Origin of the sequence: Leclercia sp. UBA7405, from assembly GCF_037152215.1 — a bacterium.
Taxonomy (GTDB): Bacteria; Pseudomonadota; Gammaproteobacteria; order Enterobacterales; family Enterobacteriaceae; genus Enterobacter; species Enterobacter pneumoniae.
In genome coordinates, this window is the sequence record NZ_JBBCMR010000001.1 from 180,008 (window position 1) to 204,771 (window position 24,764).

Below are 24,764 nucleotides of genomic sequence, written 5' to 3' on the forward strand. Positions count from 1 at the left end.
CTTACATCTATAGCAATCATGATGTTACTGGCGAACCCAGTATGGAAACAGACATAACTTAAGAACATTAAGGGCAATCGCCAGGAATAATCTTATTATAGTGGGGCCTTTCCATAAATTTGAGAATTTATGTAAAAGATTTCGTTTAAATATGATATGCCCTCAGAGAATGGCATTAAATAAATAATTCGCAATAAGCGTATTTTATGATTTTCATTAGAGATAAAAAAGGCCGCAAATGCGGCCTTTTTATCAAGTGAAACCGGTATCGGTCACTTAAACCGGGTGGTTATGCTCAATATCGTCGTTCTTACGGCTGAAGCGGCGACGTACCACCACGAAGAACACCGGAACGAAGAAGATAGCCAGAATGGTTGCAGTAACCATCCCACCCATTACGCCCGTCCCTACGGCGTTCTGCGCACCGGAGCCTGCGCCAGAGCTAATAACCAGCGGCATAACCCCGAGGATAAATGCCAGGGAGGTCATCAGGATTGGACGCAGACGCATACGTACCGCTTCCAGAGTCGCTTCAATCAGCCCTTTGCCCTCTTTATCCATCAGATCTTTGGCGAATTCGACGATAAGTATCGCGTTCTTCGCCGACAAGCCAATGGTTGTCAGCAGGCCCACCTGGAAGTATACGTCGTTGTTCAAACTGCGGAAGGTTGCGGCAAGTAGCGCACCGATAACCCCCAGTGGGACAACGAGCATGACCGAGAACGGAATGGACCAGCTCTCGTACAGTGCAGCCAGACAGAGGAAGACCACAATCAGCGAGATGGCATACAGGGCAGGGGCCTGGTTACCGGAGAGGCGTTCCTGATAGGACATCCCCGTCCAGTCGTAACCGATACCCGCAGGCAGTTTACTTGCCAGCTCTTCCATCATGTCCATGGCTTCACCGGTACTTCTGCCTGGTGCTGCCTGACCGAGGATTTCCATCGACGGCAGACCGTTATAACGCTCCAGACGTGGCGAACCATATTCCCAGTGGGAAGTGGAGAAGGCAGAGAACGGTACCATCTGGCCATTGCTACCACGAACGTACCAGTTGTTGATGTCGTTCGGCAACATACGGTATTCCGCTTCGGACATCACGTACACTTTCTTCACGCGACCACGGTCGATGAAGTCGTTAACGTAGCTACCGCCCCAGGCTGCGCCCAGAGTTGTATTGATGTCGCTGATAGACACGCCCAGGGCTTGTGCTTTTTCCTGGTCAATATCGATCTTGTACTGCGGAGTATCTTCCAGGCCGTTAGGACGCACGCCTACCAGAAGGTCAGGATGTTTCGCGACTTCGCCAAACAGCTGGTTACGCGCCTGAGTCAGTTTGTCATGGCCCAGGTTACCCTGGTCAATCAGCTGGAAGTCGAAGCCGGTTGCCGTACCCAGATCCACAATCGCTGGCAGGTTGAAGGCGAAGACCATCGCATCTTTAATCTGCGAGAAGGTGCCCATCGCACGGCCAGTAATGGCTTCGACCTTGTTCTCATCGCCCGGACGGTCAGCCCAGTCTTTCAGAGAGACGAAGGCGATACCGGTGTTCTGACCACGACCCGCAAAGCCGAAGCCGTTTACCGCAAACACGGATTCAACGTTGGCTTTCTCTTTGGTGAGGTAGTAATCCGTAACCTCATCCAGCACTTTCTGGGTACGTTCTTGCGTAGCACCCGCAGGCAACTGCGCCATGGTCAGGAACACGCCCTGGTCTTCTTCTGGCAGGAACGAACTTGGCAGACGAACGAACAGGTAGGCCATACCGACCACAATAATGATATAGAGCAGCAGATAACGACCGGTGCTGCGCAGAATGTTACCTACGCTGTCGGTGTAGTGGTGCGTGCTCTTATCGAACATGCGGTTAAACCAACCGAAGAAGCCTTTATGCTCGCCGTGTCCACCTTTCTGAATCGGTTTCAGCATGGTGGCACAAAGCGCTGGCGTCAGGATTAATGCCACCAGCACCGACAGCGCCATCGCTGACACGATAGTGATAGAGAACTGACGGTAAATGGCACCGGTCGAACCGCCAAAGAAGGCCATCGGGATAAATACAGCGGACAGTACCATCGCGATACCGACCAGTGCGCCCTGGATCTGGCCCATTGATTTACGCGTGGCTTCTTTCGGCGGAAGGCCCTCTTCGGACATCACGCGCTCAACGTTCTCAACCACCACGATGGCGTCATCCACCAACAGGCCGATGGCAAGTACCATCCCGAACATCGTTAACGTGTTTATCGAGAAGCCGAAGGCTGACAGTATCGCAAAGGTACCCAGCAGTACGACCGGAACGGCGATGGTTGGAATCAGCGTCGCACGGAAGTTCTGCAGGAACAGATACATTACCAGGAACACCAGGATGATCGCCTCGACCAGGGTTTTCACAACTTCGTGAATCGAGATCTTAACGAACGGGGTGGTGTCGTATGGATAAACAATTTTCAGGCCAGACGGGAAGAACGGTTCCATTTTCTTCAGTTCTTCACGGATGGCAGTCGCAGTATCAAGGGCGTTCGCACCGGTCGCCAGTTTAATACCCAGACCGGATGCCGGCTGGCCGTTAAACTTAGCAATGACGTCGTAGTTCTCGCCGCCCAGCTCAACCTTCGCCACATCGCGCAGGCGAACCTGAGAACCGTCCTGGTTCACTTTCAGCAGAATTTTGCTGAACTCATCGGCAGAGGTCAGACGCGTTTGCGCGATGATTGAGGCGTTCAGTTGCTGGCCTTTCACCGGCGGTGTACCGCCTAACTGACCGGCTGCAACCTGGGCGTTCTGCGCTTTAATCGCGTTGATTACGTCAACCGGCGTCAACTGGAAGTTGTTCAGTTTGTTCGGATCCATCCAGATGCGCATCGCGTACTGGGAACCGAACAGCTGTACGTCACCCACACCCGAAGTACGGCTGATGGCGTCCTTCATGTTGGCGCCCACGTAGTCGGAGATATCCTCCTGGGTCATGGTGCCGTTGGTGTTGATTACGCCGACAACCATCAGGAAGCTACTGGACGATTTCTCGACGCTCACGCCCTGCTGTTGTACTTCCTGCGGCAGCAGTGGCATCGCCAGCTGCAGTTTGTTCTGCACCTGTACCTGCGCGATATCCGCATCGGTACCGGATTCGAAGGTCAGGGTGATCTGAACCGTACCGGTGGAGTCAGAGTTGGAGGACATGTACATCAGGTTATCGATACCGTTCATGTTCTGTTCGATAACCTGCGTTACGGTGTCCTGCACCGTTTTCGCATCAGCCCCTGGGTAGGTTGCGGAGACCGTCACCGCCGGCGGCGCAATCGTTGGATATTGCGCGACAGGCAGCTTCAGGATCGCAAGTCCCCCAGCTAGCATGATAATAATGGCGATCACCCATGCGAATATGGGGCGATCGATAAAGAAATTAGGCATGTCTTAACGGCTCCTGTTTAAGTTAAGACTTGGACTGTTCTGACTGGCCAGCGGCCGAAGCTTGTTGTTTTTCGTCAGAGGCAACTTCCTGCGCTTTAACTTGTGCGCCTGGACGTACTTTCTGCAAGCCGGTCACAATGACGCGATCGCCATCTTTCAGACCTTTCGTTACCAGCCATTTATCACCAATTGCCTGAGTGGCAGTGATGTTGCGGGTTTCGACTTTATCTTCTGCGCCAACAACCAGTACGCTCGCATCACCGCGCGGTGTACGAGTGACACCCTGCTGAGGTACCAGCAGCGCTGTTGGGTTTGTCCCTTCTTCCAGGTTCGCACGCACGAACATACCTGGCAGCAGCGTATGGTTCGGGTTCGGGAAGATGGCACGCAGGGTAATAGAGCCAGTGGTCTGGTCAACGGTGACGTCCGAGAATTCCAGCGTTCCCGCTTCAGGGAATTTAATGCCGTCACTGGTCACCAGTTCCACTTTCGCTTTGCCGTTCTCTTGTTTCAGCGTGCCGTTTTCCAGCTCTTGCTTCAGGCGCAGGAAATCGTTGCTGGATTGGGTGACGTCCACATAAATCGGGTCGAGCTGTTGCACGGTGGCCAGCGCGGTGGTTTGACCGTTCTGCACCAACGCCCCTTCGGTGACGGACGATTTACCGATACGGCCGCTGATAGGTGAGGTGACCTTAGTATAGGCCAGGTTAATACGTGCAGTCTCAACGGCGGCTTTTGCCGCGACAACCGCCGCACTCGCCTGCTGGGCATCTGCCAGAGCGCTATCATATTCTTGTTGGCTAATGTACTGGGTACCCAACAGTTTCTGATAACGGTTAACCGTCAGCTGTGCGATCTTCGCCGCTGCCTGTGCTTTGGCCAGATCGCCTTTCGCGCTTTCGTAAGAGGCCTGATAGGTTGCTGGATCAATCTGATACAGAGAGTCACCCGCTTTAACATCGCCACCTTCGGTGAAATTACGTTTCAGGATAATGCCATTCACCTGAGGACGAACTTCCGCAATACGGTAAGCGCTGGTACGACCGGGCAATTCAGTGGTTATCTGAAGAGGTTCAGTTTTGAGCGTCACAACGCCAACTTCTGGCATCTGTTGCGCTCCTTGTTGAGCCTGTTTGTCGTCACATCCTGTAAGCGCTAAGCTGCCTGAAAGCATCAGAACGACCGCCAGAGGCGTTAACCCTCTGTTTTTGTTCATATGTAAACCTCGAGTGTCCGATTTCAAATTGATCAATGGATCAAACGTCCACAAACCCATTGCTGCGTTTATATTATCGTCGTGCTATGGTACATACATTCATAAATGTATGTAAATCTGACTCCTGTTAATTCACCAAGGTATGGCACGAAAAACCAAACAACAAGCACTTGAGACGCGACAACACATTCTTGATGTTGCTATGCGCTTGTTCTCGCAACAGGGTGTCTCTTCCACCTCGCTGGCGCAGATTGCGCAAGCGGCGGGCGTGACACGGGGCGCGATTTACTGGCATTTCAAAAATAAGTCAGATTTATTCGGTGAAATTTGGGAGCTTTCAGAATCCAGTATTGGCGATCTAGAGACTGAGTATCGGGCAAAATTCCCTGACGATCCACTGTCCGTTCTCAGAGAAATTCTGGTCTATGTTCTTGAGGCGACAGTTAATGAAGAGCGTCGCCGATTAATGATGGAAATTATCTTTCATAAATGTGAATTTGTCGGCGAAATGGCCGTTGTGCAACAAGCGCAGCGACGCCTTTGCCTTGAGAGCTACGATCGTATAGAACAGTCACTTGTGCACTGTATTAATGCGAAAATGCTCCCCGCCAATTTACTTACCCGCCGTGCCGCAATTCTGATGCGCAGTTATATCTCCGGCATAATGGAGAACTGGCTCTTTGCCCCCCAGTCGTTCGATTTAAAACGCGAAGCGAGGGACTATGTAGAGATTCTGCTGGAGATGTACCAGCTCTGCCCCACGCTGCGATCCAGCCCCGATATCTTATCCGCCTGAGTAGCCAGGAATTTTCCTGGTCGAAAGCGTTGGCGCTATTCCGCTTCCGGTTGCCGTGATATTCTTCACGCCTAACCAATTTGGCCATCCATTGCACAGCATACCAACCACTATGTCGCACTTCACTCGCAGGCAAAATCCGTTTTTTGCTTTGGTTTTGTTCATACTGTTCTTCTTTATAACTTCACACACGGCGTTTGCCCGAGCCGCTAATGGCACCGACACGCCAACCCGGGCAGATCTGCAAAGCCAACTGGATGCGTTAAGTAAGCAGAAAGACCTTTCGCCGCAAGATAAACTTGTTCAGCAAGATCTGACCGAGACGCTGGAAACGCTCGATAAAATCGAGCGTATTAAAGCCGAAACCACCCAGTTGCGTCAGAAAGTGCTTCAGGCACCTGAAAACATGCGTAAGGCGACCGAAGGGTTAAACGCCCTGAGTGATGTAGATAACGACGCTGAAACACGCAAAACCCTGGCGACGCTCTCTCTGCGCCAGCTTGAATCACGCGTGGCCCAACTGCTGGATGATCTGCAAACCGCCCAGAGCGATCTCTCGACGTACAATAGCCAACTGGTTTCACTGCAGACACAGCCAGAGCGCGTGCAAAACGCCATGTATACCGCCTCCCAGCAGCTGCAGGAGATCCGCAATCGTCTGAACGGCACGGCGGTGGGAGAAACTGCGTTACGACCAACCCAGCAGACTTTGCTGCTGGCACAGCAAACGCTATTGAACGCGCAAATCGACCAGCAACGTAAGAGCCTGGAAGGGAATACCATCCTGCAGGATACGTTGCAAAAACAACGTGATTACGTCAATGCCAACATCAACCGTCTGGAACACCAACTGCAACTGCTGCAGGAGGCGGTTAACAGTAAACGCCTGACCCTGACCGAGAAGACAGCACAAGAAGCCGTCACGCCGGACGAGACCGCCCGTATACAGGAAAACCCGTTGGTGAAGCAGGAGCTGGAGGTGAACCATCAGCTCAGCCAGCGTTTGATCAATGCTACCGAAAACGGCAACGCCCTGGTTCAGCAGAACATCAAAGTTAAAAACTGGCTGGATCGCGCCCTGCAGTCGGAACGCAATATTAAAGAGCAGATTGCGGTTCTGAAGGGCAGTCTGCTGCTCTCCCGTATTCTCTACCAGCAACAGCAAACATTGCCTTCAGCCGATGAACTGGAGGATATGACCAACCGCATCGCCGACCTGCGTCTTGAACAGTTTGAGGTGAATCAGCAGCGCGATGCGCTCTTCCAGAGCGACAGTTTTGTCGCCAAAGTGGAAGAGGGGCATACCAGCGAAGTGAACGATGAAGTGCACGATGCGCTGCTGCAGGTAGTGGATATGCGCCGCGAGTTGCTTGACCAGCTGAACAAACAGCTGGGGAATCAACTGATGATGGCGATCAACTTGCAGATCAATCAGCAACAGCTGGTGAGCGTATCGAAGAGCCTGCAGGAGATCCTGACCCAGCAAATCTTCTGGGTGAATAGCAATAAACCCATGGACTGGGAGTGGATCAAATCCTTCCCCGCCACCCTGAAAGACCAGATCAAGGCGATGAAAATCACCGTGAACTGGGAAAAAGCATGGCCTGCCGCCGCGATTGCTTTCCTGGCCGGACTGCCGCTGTTGCTGATTGCGGGCCTGATTCGCTGGCGTCTGAACTGGCTGAAAAATTACCAGTCGAAGCTGGCGCATGAGGTCGGGCAGTTGCGTAACGATAGCCAGATGCACACGCCGAAAGCGATTCTGATTGATTTGCTACGTGCCTTGCCCATCTGCCTGGTGATTCTGGCGGTAGGGCTGATTCTGCTCACTATGCAGTTGAATATTAGCGATCTGCTGTGGGCCTTTAGCAAGAAACTGGCGCTGTTCTGGCTGGTCTTTGGCCTGTGCTGGAAGGTACTGGAAAAAGACGGCGTGGCGGTGTGCCACTTCAATATGCCGGAGAAACTGACCAGCCACTGGCGTCGTCAGATTGTTCGCATCAGCCTGGCGCTGCTGCCGCTGCACTTCTGGTCAGTAGTGGCGGAGCTTTCGCCATTACACCTGATGGATGATGTCTTAGGCCAGTTTGTGATTCTGCTCAACCTGCTGTTGATCGCCGTACTCATGTGGCCGATGTGCCGCGACAGTTGGCGCGATAAAGAGTCGCACACGATTCGCCTGGTCACGGTGACCATACTGTCGATCATCCCGCTGGCGTTAATGGTGCTGACCGCGACGGGCTATTTCTATACCACGCTGCGCCTCTCCGGGCGCTGGATTGAAACCGTCTATCTGGTCATCCTCTGGAATCTGCTCTACCAGACCGTGCTCCGCGGCCTGAGCGTTGCTGCGCGTCGTATTGCGTATCGCCGCGCACTGGCGCGCCGCCAGAACATGGTGAAAGAGGGGGCGGAAGGGGCCGAGCCGCAGGAAGAGCCGACCATCGCGCTGGAGCAGGTTAACCAGCAGACATTGCGTATTACTATGCTGGTGATGATCGCTCTGTTTGCCGTCCTGTTCTGGGCAATCTGGTCTGACTTAATCACCGTCTTTGCTTACCTCGATAGCATAACCCTGTGGCACTACAACGGTACCGAAGCGGGCGCGGCGGTGGTGAAAAATGTCACCCTGGGTAGCCTGCTCTTTGCGCTGGTCTCGTCGATGGTGGCCTGGGCGCTAATTCGCAACCTTCCGGGCCTGCTCGAGGTGCTGGTGCTCTCGCGCCTGAATATGCGCCAGGGGGCGTCGTACGCTATCACCACCATTCTCAATTATGTGATTCTGGTGGCGGGGGCGATGACCGTCTTCGGCTCGCTGGGGGTCTCTTGGGATAAACTCCAGTGGCTGGCAGCGGCCTTGTCGGTAGGTCTGGGTTTTGGTCTGCAGGAGATCTTCGGTAACTTCGTCTCCGGCCTGATTATTCTGTTCGAACGCCCGGTGCGCATTGGCGATACCGTGACCATCGGCACCTTCTCAGGCACCGTCAGTAAGATCCGTATTCGTGCTACGACCATTACCGATTTCGATCGCAAAGAGGTGATCATCCCGAACAAGGCCTTCGTGACTGAGCGTCTGATCAACTGGTCGCTCTCTGACACCATTACGCGCGTTGTGATTCGCCTCGGTGTCGCTTACGGTTCGGATCTCGATAAGGTGAAAAAAGTGCTGCTGAAAGCGGCGATGGATCATCCGAAAGTGATGCACGATCCCGAACCGTCGGTCTTCTTCACCACCTTCGGGCCAAGTACGCTCGATCATGAGCTGCGTTTATATGTCCGTGAGCTGCGTGACCGAAGCTACACCGTGGATGAGCTGAACCGCACGATCGACCGTCTGTGCCGTGAAAACGACATCAATATCGCCTTTAACCAGCTTGAAGTTCACCTGCGAAATGAGAAGGGTGAGGAGCATACGGAAGTTAAGCGCGACGTTAAGGGAGACGATCCTACCCCCGCGCAAGCATAAAACTTAACCCTCTCCCGCTCCGGGGGAGGGTAATTTCCCCTCAAAATCCCGTCTGACAATATCCAGCGCTTTCAATACTGTCTCGGCCGGGATGGCATGGTTTTCCAGCAGCATAATTAAATCCACAGCTAGTTTGACTTCATCCGGTGCACTGTCGAGCGACATAGATCTCTCCTGTTATCGGGTTAATTGCGCGATGACGCGCTCAATTTCGTCCAGCGCCTGGCGACAGCGCAGCAGGCGTCCATCCAGTGCGGTGATTTCGCGCAGCAAACGCTGCTGCTCTTCCAGAGTTTGCGCCGCGTTCAGGCGCGCTTCGCGATCGCGTTTCATGTCATGCAGACGGCGTTCAAACTCCTGATGTTCCAGCCGCTTACGCTGCCATTTCTCGCGGCCATGGCCGGGGCTATCCCATGCCCTTAGCGGCCAGGCGGCAATTTCCCGATGCAGGGCGGCTATCTGTTCTGCCAGGTGTTCAGCCAGCCAGGCCACCTGGGCGGTCTGCTCTTTTTCTACCGCATGACGCAGCTCATCCAGATTGTGCTGCGCCTCGGCCAGATAATCCTTCATCACTGTGCTGCGGCTACGAAACAGTTGCCTGTCAAAACGCGGTTTGAGTGTGGCGTGCTGCATCAGCGGCCTGGCCTGCTCGTGCAGGGCCGTCAGCTGCTTTTGCAGCGTCTGTAAAAGCAAGGCTGTTTTCAATCCGCTCTCCAGTGGTACAGTAGCCATTCAGTTTGATAACGATTCGCATTATGCAGCGTACTATTCTAATCATCATTGGCTGGCTTGCGGTAGTGCTCGGCACCCTGGGTGTCGTATTACCTTTATTACCGACGACCCCCTTTATCCTGCTGGCGGCCTGGTGTTTCGCCCGCTCGTCGCCGCGTTTTCACCACTGGCTGCTCTGGCGCTCGTGGTTTGGTGGCTATTTGCGCCACTGGCAGCAATACCATGCTATGCCGCCGGGCGCCAAACCCCGGGCCATCGCCGTGATACTTATTACGTTCGCCATTTCATTGTGGTTAGTGAAAATGATGTGGGTGCGGATCCTGTTGCTGGTGATATTGAGCTGCCTGCTGATATTTATGTGGCGGATCCCGGTGATTGACGAAAAGCAACAAAAGCAATAATGGTCTGCGATGGCAGTTGCAATTCTCGCGCGCAGCCAGTAAATTCGACCGTTTTCGAGCACAGGCACGCCTGGTTAAAGGATAAACAAACTCTCCTTTAGCCGTTTCGACGCGCGCCGTGAGTAACACCGTTTTTTATCAGGCATAAACTTATGACCGCAACTGCGCAGCAGCTTGAATTTCTCAAAAACAGTATCAAAAGTATCCAGGACTACCCAAAGCCTGGCATTCTTTTCCGCGACGTCACCAGCATGCTGGAAGACCCGAAAGCGTACGCCCTCAGCATTGAACTGCTGGTAGAGCGTTTTAAAGACGCCGGGATCACGAAAGTGGTTGGCACCGAAGCACGCGGTTTCCTGTTTGGCGCTCCGGTTGCGCTGGCGCTGGGCGTCGGTTTTGTGCCGGTACGTAAACCGCGCAAACTGCCGCGCGAAACCATTGCTGAAAGCTACGAGCTGGAATATGGCACCGATCAGCTGGAAATCCACGTGGATGCCATTAAACCGGGTGACAAAGTCCTGGTTGTGGACGATCTGCTGGCAACCGGCGGTACCATTGAAGCGACCGTGAAGCTGATCCGTCGCCTGGGTGGCGAAGTGACCGATGCTGCGTTCATCATCAACCTGTTCGATTTGGGTGGTGAGCAGCGCCTCGAAAAACAGGGCATCACCAGCTACAGCCTGGTGCCATTCCCGGGTCACTAATCCCTCTCCCACAACCTCGCCCATTGGGTGAGGTTGTGTTAGCATTACCTCCCTGTTTATCCACCTTCCAGCGTTGCAGAGCCTGCCCATGAGTTATCAGGTGTTAGCCCGAAAATGGCGACCCCAAACCTTTGCTGACGTTGTCGGCCAAGAACATGTGCTCACCGCCCTTGCGAATGGTTTATCGCTAGGACGCATTCATCACGCCTGGCTCTTCTCCGGCACGCGCGGCGTGGGGAAAACGTCCATCGCCCGCTTGCTGGCGAAAGGTCTCAACTGCGAAACCGGCATCACCGCCACGCCGTGCGGTGTATGTGACAACTGCCGCGAGATCGAGCAGGGGCGGTTTGTCGATCTGATCGAGATCGATGCCGCTTCGCGTACCAAAGTCGAAGATACCCGCGATCTGCTGGATAACGTTCAGTACGCCCCGGCCCGTGGTCGCTTCAAGGTCTATCTGATCGATGAAGTGCACATGCTTTCGCGCCACAGCTTCAATGCGCTGTTAAAGACGCTGGAAGAGCCGCCTGCGCACGTGAAATTCCTGCTGGCGACTACCGATCCGCAAAAGCTGCCGGTAACGATCCTTTCCCGCTGCCTGCAGTTCCACCTGAAGGCGCTGGATGTTACGCAAATCCGCGATCAGCTGGAGCGCATTCTTACTGCCGAACAGGTTGAGCATGAGCCACGTGCCCTGCAACTGCTGGCTCGCGCCGCCGACGGCAGCCTTCGCGATGCGCTGAGCCTGACCGATCAGGCCATTGCCAGCGGTGATGGCAAACTCTCCACCGAGGCGGTCACCTCCATGCTGGGCGCTCTCGACGACGATCAAGCGCTGTCGCTGATCGAAGCCGTGGTTGCGGCGGATGGCGAACGCGTGATGTCGCTGGTGAATGCCTCTGCGGCCCGCGGCGTCGAATGGGAAGCCTTGTTGGTTGAGATGCTGGCGCTGCTGCACCGTATTGCGATGGTTCAGCTTTCACCCGCCGCGCTCGGCAGCGATATGGCTGCTATTGAGCAGCGCATGCGAGAACTGGCCCGTACCGTCCCGCCAGCGGATGTGCAGCTCTACTATCAGACGCTGCTGATTGGCCGCAAAGAGTTGCCGTTCGCGCCGGATCGTCGGATGGGCATTGAAATGACGTTACTGCGTGCGCTGGCATTCCACCCGCGCATGCCGCTGCCTGAACCCGAAGTGCCCCAGCAGTCGTTCGCCCCGGTCGCGCCCACTGCGGTACTAACGCCGACGCAGACCGCACCGCAACCCTCGGCTCCGCCTGCGCCACGCCAGGAGGTGCCGCTGTCGGATGCCACCAGTTCGGTGCTGGCTGCCCGTAGCCAGTTGCAACGTGCTCAGGGAGCATCTAAACCAAAAAAGAGTGAACCGGCAGCGCCAGGCAGAGCGCGGCCGGTGAATAACGCCACGCTGGAACGCCTGGCATCGGTTACCGAGCGCGTGCAAAAGCAGCCATCTGCAGCCAATGCTGAGCAAAAAGCGCCGGCGAAGCCGGAGGCTTACCGCTGGAAGGCGACGACCATAACCGAAGAGGTGAAGGTTCAGGTCGCGACCCCGAAGGCGCTGAAAAAAGCGCTGGAGCATGAAAAGACACCGGAGCTTTCGGCGAAGCTGGCCGAGGAGTCGCTGGCACGCGATGAATGGGCCGCAGAGGTCAACAAACTGAAGCTGCCCAAGCTGGTGGAGCAGGTGGCCCTCAACGCCTGGCGTGAACAGGAAGAGAATCGCATCTGTCTGCATCTGCGCCCGGGTCAGCGACACCTCAATTCTGCCAGCGCGCAGCAGGTATTGACTGAGGCGCTCAGCACATTACGGGGTGCGCCGGTTGAATTGACCATCGTTGAAGATGATAATCCGGCGGTGCGCACGCCGCTGGAGTGGCGTCAGGCGATTTATGAAGAGAAACTCGCGCAGGCGCGTGAGTCAATTATCGCGGATAATAACATTCAGACTCTGCAGCGCTTCTTTGATGCTGAGCTGGATGAAGAGAGTATTCGCCCCATTTGATCGTGAGTTTGGCTTACGGTTGTCCTGTTTAACGTGAAAGAAGAGAGAAGCCTATGTTTGGTGGTAAAGGCGGTCTGGGTGGTCTGATGAAGCAAGCCCAGCAGATGCAGGAAAAAATGCAGAAGATGCAGGAAGAGATCGCGCAGATGGAAGTCACGGGCGAATCAGGTGCCGGTCTGGTGAAAGTGACCATCAACGGTGCGCATAACTGCCGTCGCGTTGAAATCGACCCAAGCCTGCTCGAAGATGACAAAGATATGCTGGAAGATCTGGTTGCGGCAGCTTTCAACGATGCTGCTCGTCGTATCGACGAAACCCAGAAAGAGAAAATGGCCTCTGTCTCCTCCGGAATGCAGTTGCCGCCAGGCTTTAAGATGCCGTTCTGATGCAAACCAGTCCGCTGCTCACGCAGTTAATGGAAGCCTTGCGCTGCCTGCCGGGTGTAGGCCCGAAGTCAGCGCAGCGCATGGCGTTTACGCTCTTGCAGCGCGATCGTAGCGGCGGGATGCGTCTGGCGCAGGCACTGACCCGCGCCATGTCAGAAATTGGTCACTGTGCAGACTGCCGTACCTTTACCGAGCAGGAGGTGTGCAATATCTGTACGAACCCGCGTCGCCAGGAAAACGGCCAGATTTGCGTGGTGGAGAGTCCTGCGGACATCTACGCCATTGAGCAAACCGGGCAGTTCTCTGGTCGCTATTTCGTGCTGATGGGGCATCTGTCGCCGCTTGACGGTATCGGTCCGGGCGATATTGGCCTTGATCGGCTTGAGCAGCGACTTGAGTCCGAGACCATCAAAGAGGTGATCCTCGCCACCAACCCAACGGTGGAGGGGGAAGCCACCGCCAACTATATTGCCGAGCTGTGTGGGCAATATGGCGTTGACGCCAGCCGCATCGCCCACGGCGTGCCGGTGGGCGGCGAGCTGGAAATGGTGGACGGCACCACGCTGTCACACTCCCTGGCCGGACGACACAAGATTATTTTCTGACCAAACGGAGGCGGCGTTCACCGCCTCCGCTTGAAAACTCCCCCCCTTATCCCCATCTCTCACTCAACGTTTTTACCACCCCATTAAATGGCATTGTTGAGGTCGACTTAGATGAAAGGACAAGAAACCCGCGGTTTCCAGTCAGAAGTAAAACAGCTTCTGCACCTGATGATCCATTCCCTGTATTCCAATAAAGAGATCTTCCTGCGCGAGCTGATTTCCAACGCCTCGGATGCGGCGGACAAGCTGCGTTTCCGTGCGCTCTCAAGCCCGGATCTGTATGAAGGTGACGGCGATCTGCGCGTACGCGTCTCGTTTAATAAAGAAAATCGCACCCTGACCATCGCCGATAACGGCATCGGTATGACTCGCGATGAAGTGATCGACCATCTCGGTACCATCGCTAAATCCGGTACCAAAGCGTTTCTCGAGTCCATGGGCACCGATCAGGCGAAAGACAGCCAGTTGATCGGCCAGTTCGGCGTGGGCTTCTACTCGGCGTTCATCGTGGCGGACAAAGTTACCGTGCGTACCCGTGCGGCAGGCGAAAGCGCTGAAAATGGCGTGTTCTGGGAATCTCAAGGCGAAGGCGAATACACCGTTGCCGATATCACCAAAGCGGATCGCGGGACCGAAATCACCCTGCACCTGCGTGAAGGCGAAGATGACTTCCTGAACGACTGGCGCGTGCGCTCAATCATCGGTAAATATTCCGACCACATCGCGCTGCCGGTTGAGATCGAAAAACAGGAAGAGCAAGACGGTGAAACCGTCGTCTCCTGGGAAAAAATCAACAAGGCGCAGGCGCTGTGGACGCGTAATAAGTCTGAGATCAAAGACGACGAGTACAACGAGTTTTACAAGCACATCGCCCACGACTTTACCGATCCGCTGACCTGGAGCCACAACCGCGTGGAAGGGAAGCAGGAGTACACCAGCCTGCTGTACATCCCGGCGCAGGCACCGTGGGATATGTGGAACCGCGATCACAAGCACGGCCTGAAGCTGTATGTGCAGCGCGTGTTCATTATGGACGACGCCGAGCAGTTCATGCCGAACTACCTGCGCTTCACCCGTGGTCTGATTGACTCCAACGACCTGCCGCTGAACGTCTCCCGTGAGATCCTGCAGGACAGCACCGTGACCCGCAACCTGCGTAACGCGCTGACCAAACGTACGCTGCAGATGCTGGAAAAACTGGCGAAAGACGACGCAGAAAAATACCAGACCTTCTGGAAACAGTTCGGCCTGGTGCTGAAAGAAGGCCCGGCGGAAGATACCGCTAACGTTGAAGCGATCGCTAAACTGCTGCGCTTTGCCTCCACGCATAACGACTCCTCCGCGCAGACCGTGTCGCTGGAAGAGTACGTCTCCCGCATGAAGGAAGGGCAGGAGAAGATCTACTACATCACCGCCGACAGCTACGCCGCGGCGAAGAGCAGCCCGCACCTGGAACTGCTGCGTAAGAAAGGCATCGAAGTGCTGCTGCTGTCTGACCGCATCGACGAATGGATGATGAACTACCTGACCGAGTTCGACGGTAAATCCTTCCAGTCCGTTGCAAAAGCTGACGAGTCTATCGATAAGCTGGCAGACGAAGTGGATGAAAGCGCGAAAGAAGCCGAGAAAGCGCTGGAGCCGTTCGTTGAGCGTGTGAAAACCTTCCTGGGCGATCGCGTGAAAGAGGTGCGCTTCACCCACCGTCTGACCGATACCCCGGCGATTGTGACCACCGATGCCGATGAAATGGGCACTCAGATGGCGAAACTGTTCGCGGCGGCGGGCCAGGCGATGCCGGAAGTGAAATATATCTTCGAGCTGAACCCGGATCACCCGCTGGTGAAACGCGCGGCGGATACCCAGGACGAAGCACGCTTTGCCGAGTGGGTTGAGCTTCTGCTGGATCAGTCCCTGCTGGCCGAACGCGGCACGCTGGAAGATCCTAACCTGTTCATTAAACGTGTGAATGCGCTTCTGCTGGCGTAATTAACCCTTACCCCTTACCCAGCCCTCTCCCCAAAGGGGAGAGGGTGTTCAATTTCCCTCTCCCCTTTGGGGAGAGGGTTAGGGTGAGGGGAAACCTCCTGCACTCCGCCAAATAATCTCCCCCATTAACCGTTTCAGCCGTCCCGCCTTCCTTGAGCCACATCCGTTCTGATGGTATTGTTTAGCGCTTTTGAAAAATTGAACCAACTTTTGAGGGGATTTTCGCAATGCGTATTATTCTGCTTGGCGCTCCGGGCGCGGGTAAAGGAACTCAGGCTCAGTTCATCATGGAGAAATACGGTATTCCGCAAATCTCTACCGGTGACATGCTGCGTGCCGCTGTTAAATCTGGCTCCGAGCTGGGCAAACAGGCGAAAGACATCATGGACGCAGGCAAGCTGGTCACCGACGAGCTGGTTATCGCCCTGGTGAAAGAGCGCATTGCGCAGGAAGACTGCCGTAACGGTTTCCTGCTGGACGGCTTCCCACGCACCATTCCGCAGGCTGATGCCATGAAAGAAGCGGGCATCAACGTGGACTACGTTCTGGAGTTCGACGTTCCAGACGAGCTGATCGTTGACCGTATCGTTGGTCGTCGCGTGCACGCTGCCTCTGGTCGCGTTTACCACATCAAATTCAACCCGCCGAAGGTTGAAGGTAAAGACGATGTGACCGGCGAAGAGCTGACCACCCGTAAAGACGATCAGGAAGAGACCGTGCGTAAACGCCTGGTGGAATATCATCAGATGACCGCGCCGCTGATCGGCTACTACTCTAAAGAAGCGGAAGCGGGTAACACCAAATACGCGAAAGTTGACGGCACCCAGGCCGTTGCTGATGTCCGTGCAGAGCTGGAAAAGATCCTCGGCTAAGTGCACGTTTCTCACCCGGATCTCCGGGTGAGAAAAATTCTCATCCCACCTATTACAGCAATGGGTTTCGTTTACCCACATTTCCGCTACAATTGACCCCTATTCAAATGGTTAAGAGGCGTGAATGAGTCAGGCGAAAACAGGCATCCTGCTTGCCAATCTGGGTACCCCAGAAGCCCCCACCCCTGCGGCGGTAAAACGCTACCTGCGTCAGTTTTTAAGCGATACGCGCGTCGTGGATACCCCGAGATTACTCTGGTGGCCGCTGCTGCGCGGTGTCATTCTGCCGATTCGTTCCCCGCGCGTCGCAAAGCTCTATCAATCCGTCTGGATGGAAGAGGGCTCGCCGCTGATGGTCTATAGCCGTCGTCAGGAGAAGGCCCTGGCCGCCCGGTTACCGGATATGCCCGTTGAGCTGGGGATGAGCTACGGCAAACCCTCCCTGAAAAGCGCCGTCGAAGCGCTGCTGGCACAGGGGGTTGAGCACATTGTGGTACTGGCACTCTATCCGCAATACTCCTGTTCCACGGTAGCCGCCGTCTGGGATGAGCTGGCGCGCATTCTGGCGACCCGCCGCCGCATTCCGGCCGTGACCTTTATTCGCGACTACGCCGATAATGAACTTTACATCCAGGCGCTCGCCAGCAGCGCGCGCGCGTCGTTTGAAAAGCATGGCGAGCCGGACCTGCTGCTGCTCTCCTACCACGGGATTCCCCAGCGTTTTGCCAACGAAGGGGACGACTACCCGCAGCGTTGCCGCGATACCACGCGCGAGCTGGTCTCTGCGCTTGGTCTGCCGCCCGAGAAGGTGATGATGACCTTCCAGTCGCGCTTTGGCCGCGAGCCGTGGCTGACACCGTACACTGACGAAACCCTCAAAATGCTCGGTGAGAAAGGCGTGAAGCATATTCAGGTGATGTCGCCGGGCTTTGCGGCGGACTGTCTGGAAACGCTTGAGGAAATTGCGGTACAAAACCGCGAATTCTTCCTTGAAGCCGGGGGCACAAAGTACGAGTACATTCCGGCACTTAACGACTCGCCGGAGCACATTGAGATGATGGCCTCGCTGGTGACGAACAGCCGCTGATCGCGCTCAAGGCCGGGTTTGTGCTACCATTCCCGGCCCATAATCCTTGCACAGTTCAGACCATGAAATTTCCCGGTAAACGTAAATCCAAACACTACTTTCCCGTCAACGCCCGCGATCCGCTTTTGCAGCAAATTCAGCCGGAAACCGAGACCAGCGCAGCCTGGGTGGTCGGTATCGATCAGACGCTGGTGGATATCGAAGCCAAAGTGGATGATGCGTTTGTCGCGCGTTACGGTCTGAGCGCCGGCCACTCGCTGGTCATTGAAGATGACGTCGCCGAAGCGCTGTACCAGGAGCTGGTGCGTGAAAACCTCATCACCCACCAGTTTGCCGGGGGCACCATCGGCAACACCATGCACAACTACTCCGTGCTGGCCGACGACCGCTCGGTGCTGTTGGGCGTGATGTGCAGCAACATCGAAATCGGTGGCTACGCCTACCGCTACCTGTGCAACACCTCCAGCCGTACCGACCTGAACTATCTGCAGGGTGTAGATGGGCCGATTGGCCGCTGCTTCACGCTGATTAGCGACTCCGGCGAGCGTACGTTCGCCATCAGCCCGGGGCACATGAACAAACTGCGCGCGGAGAGCATCCCGGAGGCGGTGATTGCGGGCGCGTCCGCGCTGGTGCTTACCTCCTATCTGGTGCGCTGCAAGCCCGGCGAACCGATGCCGGAAGCGACCATGAAGGCGATCGAGTACGCCAAAAAATACAACGTGCCGGTCGTTCTGACGCTGGGCACCAAATTTGTTATCGCCGATAACCCAGAGTGGTGGCAGGCGTTTCTGAAAGAGCACGTCTCGATTCTGGCGATGAACGAAGAAGAGGCCGAAGCGCTGACCGGCGAAAGCGATCCGCTGCTGGCGTCGGATAAAGCGCTGGACTGGGTGGATCTGGTGCTCTGTACCGCCGGGCCGGTTGGGCTGTATATGGCGGGCTTTACGGAAGAAGAGAGCAAGCGTAAAACCCAGCATCCGCTGCTGCCGGGGGCGATTGCCGAGTTCAACCAGTACGAATTTAGCCGCGCAATGCGCCACAAAGACTGTGTTAACCCGCTGCGGATTTTCTCCCACATCGCGCCATATATGGGCGGACCGGAGAAAATCATGAACACCAACGGCGCAGGCGACGGTGCGCTGGCGGCGCTGCTCCACGACATTACCGCCAATGCCTACCATAAAACCAACGTGCCGAACTCCAGTAAGCACAAGTTCAGCTGGCTGACCTATTCGTCGCTGGCACAGGTGTGTAAGTACGCGAACCGCGTAAGTTATCAGGTGCTCAACCAGCACTCCCCGCGCTTAACGCGTGGCCTGCCGGAACGGGAAGATAGCCTCGAAGAGGCGTACTGGGATCGCTAAAAGCAAAAAGGCAACGTCAGTTGCCTTTTTATATGGGCTTCCTCTCCCTGTGGGAGAGGGCCGGGGTGAGGGCATCAGCCCGCTGTTACCGTCTCATTTGCTGGCGGCTTCGTCAGCAGCGTCAGCATCGTATTGGCAATCTCGCGTTCGCCCATCACCACCTGATTGGCACCACGTTCAGTAATGTAATCCACCTCATCGTCATAATGGGCGCGGGCGATAATCTCGATATTCGGGCACTTTTCGCGGGCGGTCGCCACAATTTCTCCCGCTTCATAGCCATTCGGAATAGTCAGCAACAGCCAGCGGGCGCAATCCAGATGGGCCAGATTCATGATCTCTTCGTTGGCCGCATTACCCAGCACCGCACGTATTCCGCGCTCTCGCAGCTCATCCACGCGGGTGCGTGAGGTCTCAATTACCACCAGCGGTACGCCCTGTGCCATTAATTTCTCACCCAGCAGGCTGCCGACGCGGCCGAAGCCCACCAGCAGCGCGTGGTTGCAGATATCGACCGGGATCTGTTTCTCATCTTCAATGGCCTCTTCCAGCGTCTGCTCATCCAGGGTCTCGGTCTTGTCGAGATACTTCTCCAGCAGGGCAAACAGCACCGGATTCAGCATAATGGAGAGGATCGCCCCCGCCAGCACCAGGTTCTGTCCGGCCTGCGGCAGCAGATTCAGCGCCATCCCCAGACCCGCAAGAATGAAGGCAAACTCACCAATCTGCGCCAGACTGGCGGCGATGGTCAGGGCGGTGCGCGGCGAGTGGCCGAACATACGCACCAGGAAGAAGGCAATAAGCGACTTGCCGAAGATAATGATGGCCAGCGTACCCAGCACAGCCAGCGGCTGATCGATCAGAATGAGCGGATCGAACAACATCCCCACCGAGACAAAGAACAGCACCGCAAAAGCATCACGCAGCGGCAGCGTGTCGTGGGCGGCACGATGGCTCAGCTCGGATTCATTCAGCACCATACCGGCGAAGAACGCTCCCAGCGCGAAGGAGACGTCGAAGAGTTCAACGGCACCGAAGGCAATGCCCAGCGCCAGGGCCAGTACGGAGAGGGTAAACAGTTCGCGTGAACCGGTAGCAGCGCTGCGGGCCATAATCCAGGGGACCAGACGGCGGCCCACCAGCATCATGATAGCGATAAACGCCACTACCTTACCGATGGTGATACTCATATCCAGCGCCAGCGTGGCCAGGCCGACGTTATCTTTCTCGATCATCCCTGCGACGGCTGGCAACAAGACCAACGTCAACACCATCACTAAATCTTCCACAATGAGCCAGCCGATAGCGATCTGCCCGCGCTGGCTGTCTATTAACTGTCTCTCTTCAAGCGCACGCAGCAGCACTACGGTACTGGCGGTAGAGAGGCAGAGCCCAAAGACGATACCGGTCATCAGCGACCAGCCCAGCAGTGCTGAAAGCGCCATTCCCAAAAGCGTCGCCACCCCTATCTGGGCGATTGCGCCGGGTATGGCGATCGACTTTACCGCCATTAAGTCCTTCAGAGAAAAATGAAGACCCACACCAAACATCAGCAGGATCACGCCCAGTTCTGCCAGTTCAGGCGCAAGTTTAGTATCAGCAACGAAACCCGGAGTAAATGGCCCTGCCAGCACACCCGCTAATAAATAACCGACCAGAGGAGATATACGAAGTTTGTTGGCAATCATGCCAAGAATAAAAGCGAGCACAAGACCACCAACAATGGTGGTGATAAGCGGTGTGGCGTGGTGCATTCCGTCTCCTTTCGTAGCTGTGTTGATCCATTTTTGGTGGTTAACCAAAAAACCTGGTAATAGTTTATGACAAAATTAATGATTATGTTTATGAATAATTGTTGAAATTTGAATAAAAGAGCAATAAGCGTGAAAAAAAGCAGATTCGGACAAATTAACCCGAGGAGAGAGAGGAGAGGCTTGTGCCATAAGGGGAGGACGCGGCCAAAGTTTGAGTTTGGCCGCGGGTAAATCAGTCTTTTTGCCGGTTATCAGGCAGGAATATGGTCAACATCCCCAGAAGAGGCAGGAAAGCGCATATTTTGTAGACCAAAAAGATACTGGTATGGTCGGCAATCAGCCCCAGAACCGCTGCCCCAAGGCCTCCCATCCCGAAGGCAAAGCCGAAAAAGAGCCCTGAAACCATACCGATACGGCCCGGAAGCAGCTCCTGAGCGTACACAAGAATGGCGGAAAATGCCGAAGCGAGGATAAACCCAATTATCACCGTTAAAACGCCCGTCCACCAGAGGCTGGCATAGGGTAAAACAAGGGTGAAAGGGGCAACGCCAAGGATAGAGCCCCAAATCACATATTTACGCCCAATCTTGTCGCCCAGTGGCCCGCCAATAAAGGTCCCGGCAGCAACCGCAAACAAGAACGCAAACAGGTGGAACTGGGCGTTCTGCACCGATAAGCCGAATTTTTCCATCAAATAAAAGGTGTAATAGCTGCTAATGCTGGCCATATAGAAGTATTTCGAGAAAATCAGCATTAACAGAATGCTGATGGCCAGGATCACCTTATCCCGGGGCAGCGGGTTAACTACAGGTGCCTTAGGTTTGCCCTTGTTGACACGATGTTGAGCAGCATACCAGCGGCTGATTTGCGCCAGGACCACGATGGCCAGAAGCGCTGCCAATACAAACCACGCGACATTCCCTTTACCGTAAGGGGCGATAATTACTGCTGCCAGCAGTGGCCCCAGTGAGCTCCCAAAGTTACCGCCCACCTGGAACAAGGATTGCGCCAGACCGTGACGGCCACCGGAGGCCATCCGCGCCACGCGCGATGACTCAGGATGAAATACGGAAGAGCCCGTACCCACTAGCGCCGCCGCGACCAGCACGGCTTCAAAGCTGCCCGCCATCGCCAGCAGAACTAGCCCGCTTAGGGTAAAGCACATGCCAATCGGTAGCGACCAGGGCATCGGATACTTATCTGTCCAGTAACCCACCACCGGCTGCAACAGTGATGAGGCCAGCTGGAAGGTGAGGGTAATCATGCCTATCTGCACGAAAGTGAGTGAGAATTCGCTCTGCAGCAGCGGATAGATCGCCAGAATCAGCGACTGAATCATATCGTTAAGCAGATGCGAGAGGCTGATGGCACCGAGAATGCCAAAAGAAGTGCGCGCCTTCGATGACGATGGCGGAGCGCCGGAGGCCGGCTGGGTTGTTTCACTGATTGCCATAAATACCACGTCGGATGTTATTAGAAATGCAGGGTGTAATTATTATTCAACTAACATACCTTTCAGCGACATTTGAAGGAAGTCGCAATTCTGAAAACTTATTTGTCTATTCTGATTACTCATTGTAATTTTTGCGTTTGTCTAAAGGTCAGGGAGAGAGAATATGAAGTTTGTGAAGCGAGGCGTCGCGTTGGCGTTGCTGGTGGCCGGGAGCGTGGCAAGCCTGCCTGCCCAGGCATATGAAAAAGATAAAACTTACAAAATCACCATCCTGCACACCAACGATCACCATGGTCACTTCTGGCGCAGCGAATACGGCGAATACGGTCTGTCCGCGCAAAAAACGCTGGTAGACGGCATTCGTAAAGAGGTGGCAGCCGGGGGCGGCAGCGTATTACTGCTTTCCGGCGGCGATATCAATACCGGGGTACCGGAGTCAGATTTGCAGGATGCGGAGCCTGATTTCCGTGGCATGAATTTAATCGGCTATGACGCGATGGCCGTGGGTAACCATGAATTCGATAATCCGCTTACGGTATTACGCCAGCAGGAAAAATGGGCCAAATTCCCGTTCCTCTCTGCCAATATTTATCAGAAAAGCACCGGCGAACGTTTATTTAAGCCGTGGGCCATCTTTAAACGTCAGGATATTAAAATCGCGGTGATTGGTCTGACGACAGACGATACGGCGAAAATCGGTAATCCGGAATTTTTTACCGACATCGAATTTCGCAAACCCGCTGAAGAGGCGAAGCTGGTCATCCAGGAGTTACAACAGAACGAAAAACCGGATGTCCTGATCGCTACCACCCATATGGGCCATTACGATAATGGTGAACACGGTTCTAATGCGCCGGGCGATGTGGAGATGGCGCGCAGCCTGCCTGCCGGCTCGCTGGCAATGATTGTGGGTGGTCACTCACAAGATCCGGTGTGCATGGCCTCTGAAAACAAAAAACAGGTTGATTACGTGCCAGGGACGCCGTGCGCCCCCGATCAGCAGAACGGGATCTGGATTGTACAGGCACATGAGTGGGGCAAATATGTCGGTCGCGCCGATTTTGAGTTCCGCAATGGCGAAATGAAGATGGTTCGTTATCAACTGATTCCGGTCAATCTGAAGAAGAAAGTGACCTATGACAACGGTGAGAGTGAGCGTGTGCTCTTCACCCCCGAAATTGCCGAAAACCAGCAGATGCTCTCCATGCTCACCCCTTTCCAGAATAAAGGCAAAGCGCAGCTGGAGGTGAAAATTGGTACGCTCAATGGCCGTCTTGAGGGCGATCGCAGCAAGGTACGCTTTGTGCAGACCAATATGGGGCATCTGATCCTGGCGGCGCAGATGGCGCGCACCAATGCCGATTTTGCGGTGATGAGCGGTGGTGGGGTACGTGACTCTATCGAAGGGGGCGACATCACCTACAAAGATGTGCTGAAGGTACAGCCATTTGGCAACCTGGTGGTCTATGCCGACATGACCGGTAAAGAGGTGACCGAATATCTTACCGCCGTAGCGAAGATGAAACCCGATTCCGGCGCCTATCCTCAATTTGCCAATGTCAGCTTTGTCGCAAAAGAGGGTGTGCTCAACGATCTGAAGATCAAAGGCGAGCCCGTCGATCCGGCAAAAACCTATCGCATGGCAACCCTGAGTTTTAACGCCACCGGCGGCGATGGTTATCCGCGTCTGGATGAGAAACCGGGGTATGTGAATACTGGCTTTATTGATGCTGAAGTGCTGAAGCAATATATCCAGCAGAATTCTCCCCTGGATGTGAATAGCTATGAACCGAAAGGTGAAGTGAGCTGGCAGTAACGATTCACAGTACCGGCCTGGCAGCAGGCCGGTACGGCGTTTAATCCCGGCGAGCGATATCCGCAAACTGCGCATCCAGCATTTTCGCCAGATCCGCCGCGGCCAGCTCAATATCCAGGCCGCGTTTGCCACCAGAAATATAGATAGTGTCAAACGTCTGTGCCGGGGCATCAATGACCGTTGGCAGGCGTTTTTTCTGCCCCAGCGGGCTTATCCCCCCCACCAGGTAACCCGTGATACGTTGCGCAACCATCGGGTCAGCCATATCCACTTTCTTCGCCCCCAGCGCCTTTGCCACCTTTTTTAAATCTAACTGCCCGGCCACCGGGGTAACCGCCACCGCCAGGTGCTTCATATCGCCATTAATCGCCACTAATAGCGTCTTATAAACCTGATCGGCATTGAGCCCAAGTTTTTGCACGACTTCATCGCCGAAGTTCGTTTCGTTAGGGTCATGATCGTAGGCGTGGATACGGAAAGAAACCTTGTTTTTTTCGAGTAATTTAACGGCGGGTGTCATAACAATCCTTCTTACCAAAGACAGTGTATGTGCTCAGCATACGTCCGGATGTTGCTTAAAAAATAGCACCATCTTGCGCAATAGTGTTGGCAGTGATGGGCACTTTGAGCGACAATCGAGAGATCCGGAGGCTTCCTCCGGCATAACTAAAATAATGAAATTCCTC

Annotated in this window: 19 protein-coding genes and 1 other annotated feature; of the genes, 12 read left to right on the top strand and 7 right to left on the bottom strand. The window is 54.9% G+C overall.

Annotation, left to right across the window (positions count from 1 at the left end; genetic code table 11):
- Positions 1-276: 276 nt before the first annotated feature.
- Both acrB and acrA read right to left on the bottom strand, forming a co-directional pair.
- Positions 277-3,414 carry a multidrug efflux RND transporter permease subunit AcrB gene (gene acrB / locus WFN75_RS00870; RefSeq protein WP_040076873.1) on the bottom strand — a complete coding sequence of 1,046 codons (3,138 nt, stop codon included), beginning with the start codon at positions 3,412-3,414 and terminating at the stop codon, positions 277-279.
- Positions 3,415-3,436: 22 nt separating this feature from the next.
- Positions 3,437-4,630: a multidrug efflux RND transporter periplasmic adaptor subunit AcrA gene (acrA, locus tag WFN75_RS00875; RefSeq protein ID WP_263616392.1), complete on the bottom strand. Its 1,194-nt coding sequence runs from the start codon at positions 4,628-4,630 to the stop codon at positions 3,437-3,439.
- Positions 4,631-4,772: 142 nt separating this feature from the next.
- Here acrA and acrR point away from each other — a divergent pair, with 142 nt between their 5' ends.
- Both acrR and mscK read left to right on the top strand, forming a co-directional pair.
- Positions 4,773-5,426, top strand: coding sequence for a multidrug efflux transporter transcriptional repressor AcrR (acrR, locus tag WFN75_RS00880; protein ID WP_046884432.1), 654 nt, complete (start codon positions 4,773-4,775; stop codon positions 5,424-5,426).
- A 112-nt stretch (positions 5,427-5,538) separates the two neighbouring features.
- A complete protein-coding gene (gene mscK / locus WFN75_RS00885) occupies positions 5,539-8,892 on the top strand; it encodes a mechanosensitive channel MscK (protein WP_263616393.1) in 3,354 nt (1,117 codons plus the stop codon).
- A 3-nt stretch (positions 8,893-8,895) separates the two neighbouring features.
- Here the strand turns inward: mscK and rsmS are convergent, their stop codons facing one another.
- A complete protein-coding gene (gene rsmS, locus WFN75_RS00890; RefSeq protein WP_046884430.1) occupies positions 8,896-9,057 on the bottom strand; it encodes a pleiotropic regulatory protein RsmS in 162 nt (53 codons plus the stop codon).
- 12 nt (positions 9,058-9,069) lie between these two features.
- Complete coding sequence (gene priC / locus WFN75_RS00895; protein WP_212477005.1) at positions 9,070-9,597, bottom strand: primosomal replication protein N''; 528 nt, start codon at positions 9,595-9,597, stop codon at positions 9,070-9,072.
- 50 nt (positions 9,598-9,647) lie between these two features.
- On the opposite strand from priC, the gene WFN75_RS00900 reads away from it, so the two are divergent.
- The 9 genes from WFN75_RS00900 to WFN75_RS00940 all read left to right on the top strand — a co-directional run bounded on the left by WFN75_RS00900 (position 9,648) and on the right by WFN75_RS00940 (position 19,055).
- Positions 9,648-10,025, top strand: coding sequence for a DUF454 family protein (locus WFN75_RS00900; RefSeq protein WP_040076868.1), 378 nt, complete (start codon positions 9,648-9,650; stop codon positions 10,023-10,025).
- A 152-nt stretch (positions 10,026-10,177) separates the two neighbouring features.
- Positions 10,178-10,729, top strand: a complete 552-nt coding sequence (apt, locus tag WFN75_RS00905; RefSeq protein WP_040076867.1) for an adenine phosphoribosyltransferase — start codon at positions 10,178-10,180, stop codon at positions 10,727-10,729.
- Between the two features lie 88 nt (positions 10,730-10,817).
- A complete protein-coding gene (gene dnaX, locus WFN75_RS00910; RefSeq protein ID WP_040076865.1) occupies positions 10,818-12,752 on the top strand; it encodes a DNA polymerase III subunit gamma/tau in 1,935 nt (644 codons plus the stop codon).
- Positions 12,082-12,146, top strand: a sequence feature (DnaX frameshifting element). (Overlaps the previous gene by 65 nt.)
- A gap of 53 nt (positions 12,753-12,805) precedes the next feature.
- A complete protein-coding gene (locus WFN75_RS00915; protein WP_032616874.1) occupies positions 12,806-13,138 on the top strand; it encodes a YbaB/EbfC family nucleoid-associated protein in 333 nt (110 codons plus the stop codon).
- Entirely contained in the window at positions 13,138-13,743 is a 606-nt protein-coding gene (recR, locus tag WFN75_RS00920; protein WP_040076863.1) for a recombination mediator RecR, read from the top strand. Before WFN75_RS00915 ends, recR begins: the two co-directional genes overlap by 1 nt.
- Before the next feature lie 111 nt (positions 13,744-13,854).
- Complete coding sequence (gene htpG, locus WFN75_RS00925) at positions 13,855-15,729, top strand: molecular chaperone HtpG (protein WP_263617409.1); 1,875 nt, start codon at positions 13,855-13,857, stop codon at positions 15,727-15,729.
- A gap of 227 nt (positions 15,730-15,956) precedes the next feature.
- Entirely contained in the window at positions 15,957-16,601 is a 645-nt protein-coding gene (gene adk, locus WFN75_RS00930; protein ID WP_040076861.1) for an adenylate kinase, read from the top strand.
- A 124-nt stretch (positions 16,602-16,725) separates the two neighbouring features.
- Positions 16,726-17,688: a ferrochelatase gene (gene hemH, locus WFN75_RS00935; RefSeq protein WP_207293128.1), complete on the top strand. Its 963-nt coding sequence runs from the start codon at positions 16,726-16,728 to the stop codon at positions 17,686-17,688.
- A gap of 62 nt (positions 17,689-17,750) precedes the next feature.
- Entirely contained in the window at positions 17,751-19,055 is a 1,305-nt protein-coding gene (locus WFN75_RS00940; protein ID WP_040076859.1) for an inosine/guanosine kinase, read from the top strand.
- Positions 19,056-19,129: 74 nt separating this feature from the next.
- Here WFN75_RS00940 and ybaL read toward each other — a convergent pair whose 3' ends face one another.
- Together ybaL and WFN75_RS00950 are read right to left on the bottom strand one after the other, a co-directional pair.
- Positions 19,130-20,809, bottom strand: a complete 1,680-nt coding sequence (gene ybaL, locus WFN75_RS00945; protein WP_046884425.1) for a YbaL family putative K(+) efflux transporter — start codon at positions 20,807-20,809, stop codon at positions 19,130-19,132.
- A gap of 232 nt (positions 20,810-21,041) precedes the next feature.
- Positions 21,042-22,262, bottom strand: coding sequence for an MFS transporter (locus tag WFN75_RS00950; protein WP_207293129.1), 1,221 nt, complete (start codon positions 22,260-22,262; stop codon positions 21,042-21,044).
- Between the two features lie 163 nt (positions 22,263-22,425).
- Here WFN75_RS00950 and ushA point away from each other — a divergent pair, with 163 nt between their 5' ends.
- Entirely contained in the window at positions 22,426-24,078 is a 1,653-nt protein-coding gene (gene ushA, locus WFN75_RS00955; protein ID WP_263617411.1) for a bifunctional UDP-sugar hydrolase/5'-nucleotidase UshA, read from the top strand.
- Between the two features lie 40 nt (positions 24,079-24,118).
- Here ushA and ybaK read toward each other — a convergent pair whose 3' ends face one another.
- Positions 24,119-24,598, bottom strand: a complete 480-nt coding sequence (gene ybaK / locus WFN75_RS00960; RefSeq protein WP_040076855.1) for a Cys-tRNA(Pro)/Cys-tRNA(Cys) deacylase YbaK — start codon at positions 24,596-24,598, stop codon at positions 24,119-24,121.
- Between the last annotated feature and the right edge of the window lie 166 nt (positions 24,599-24,764).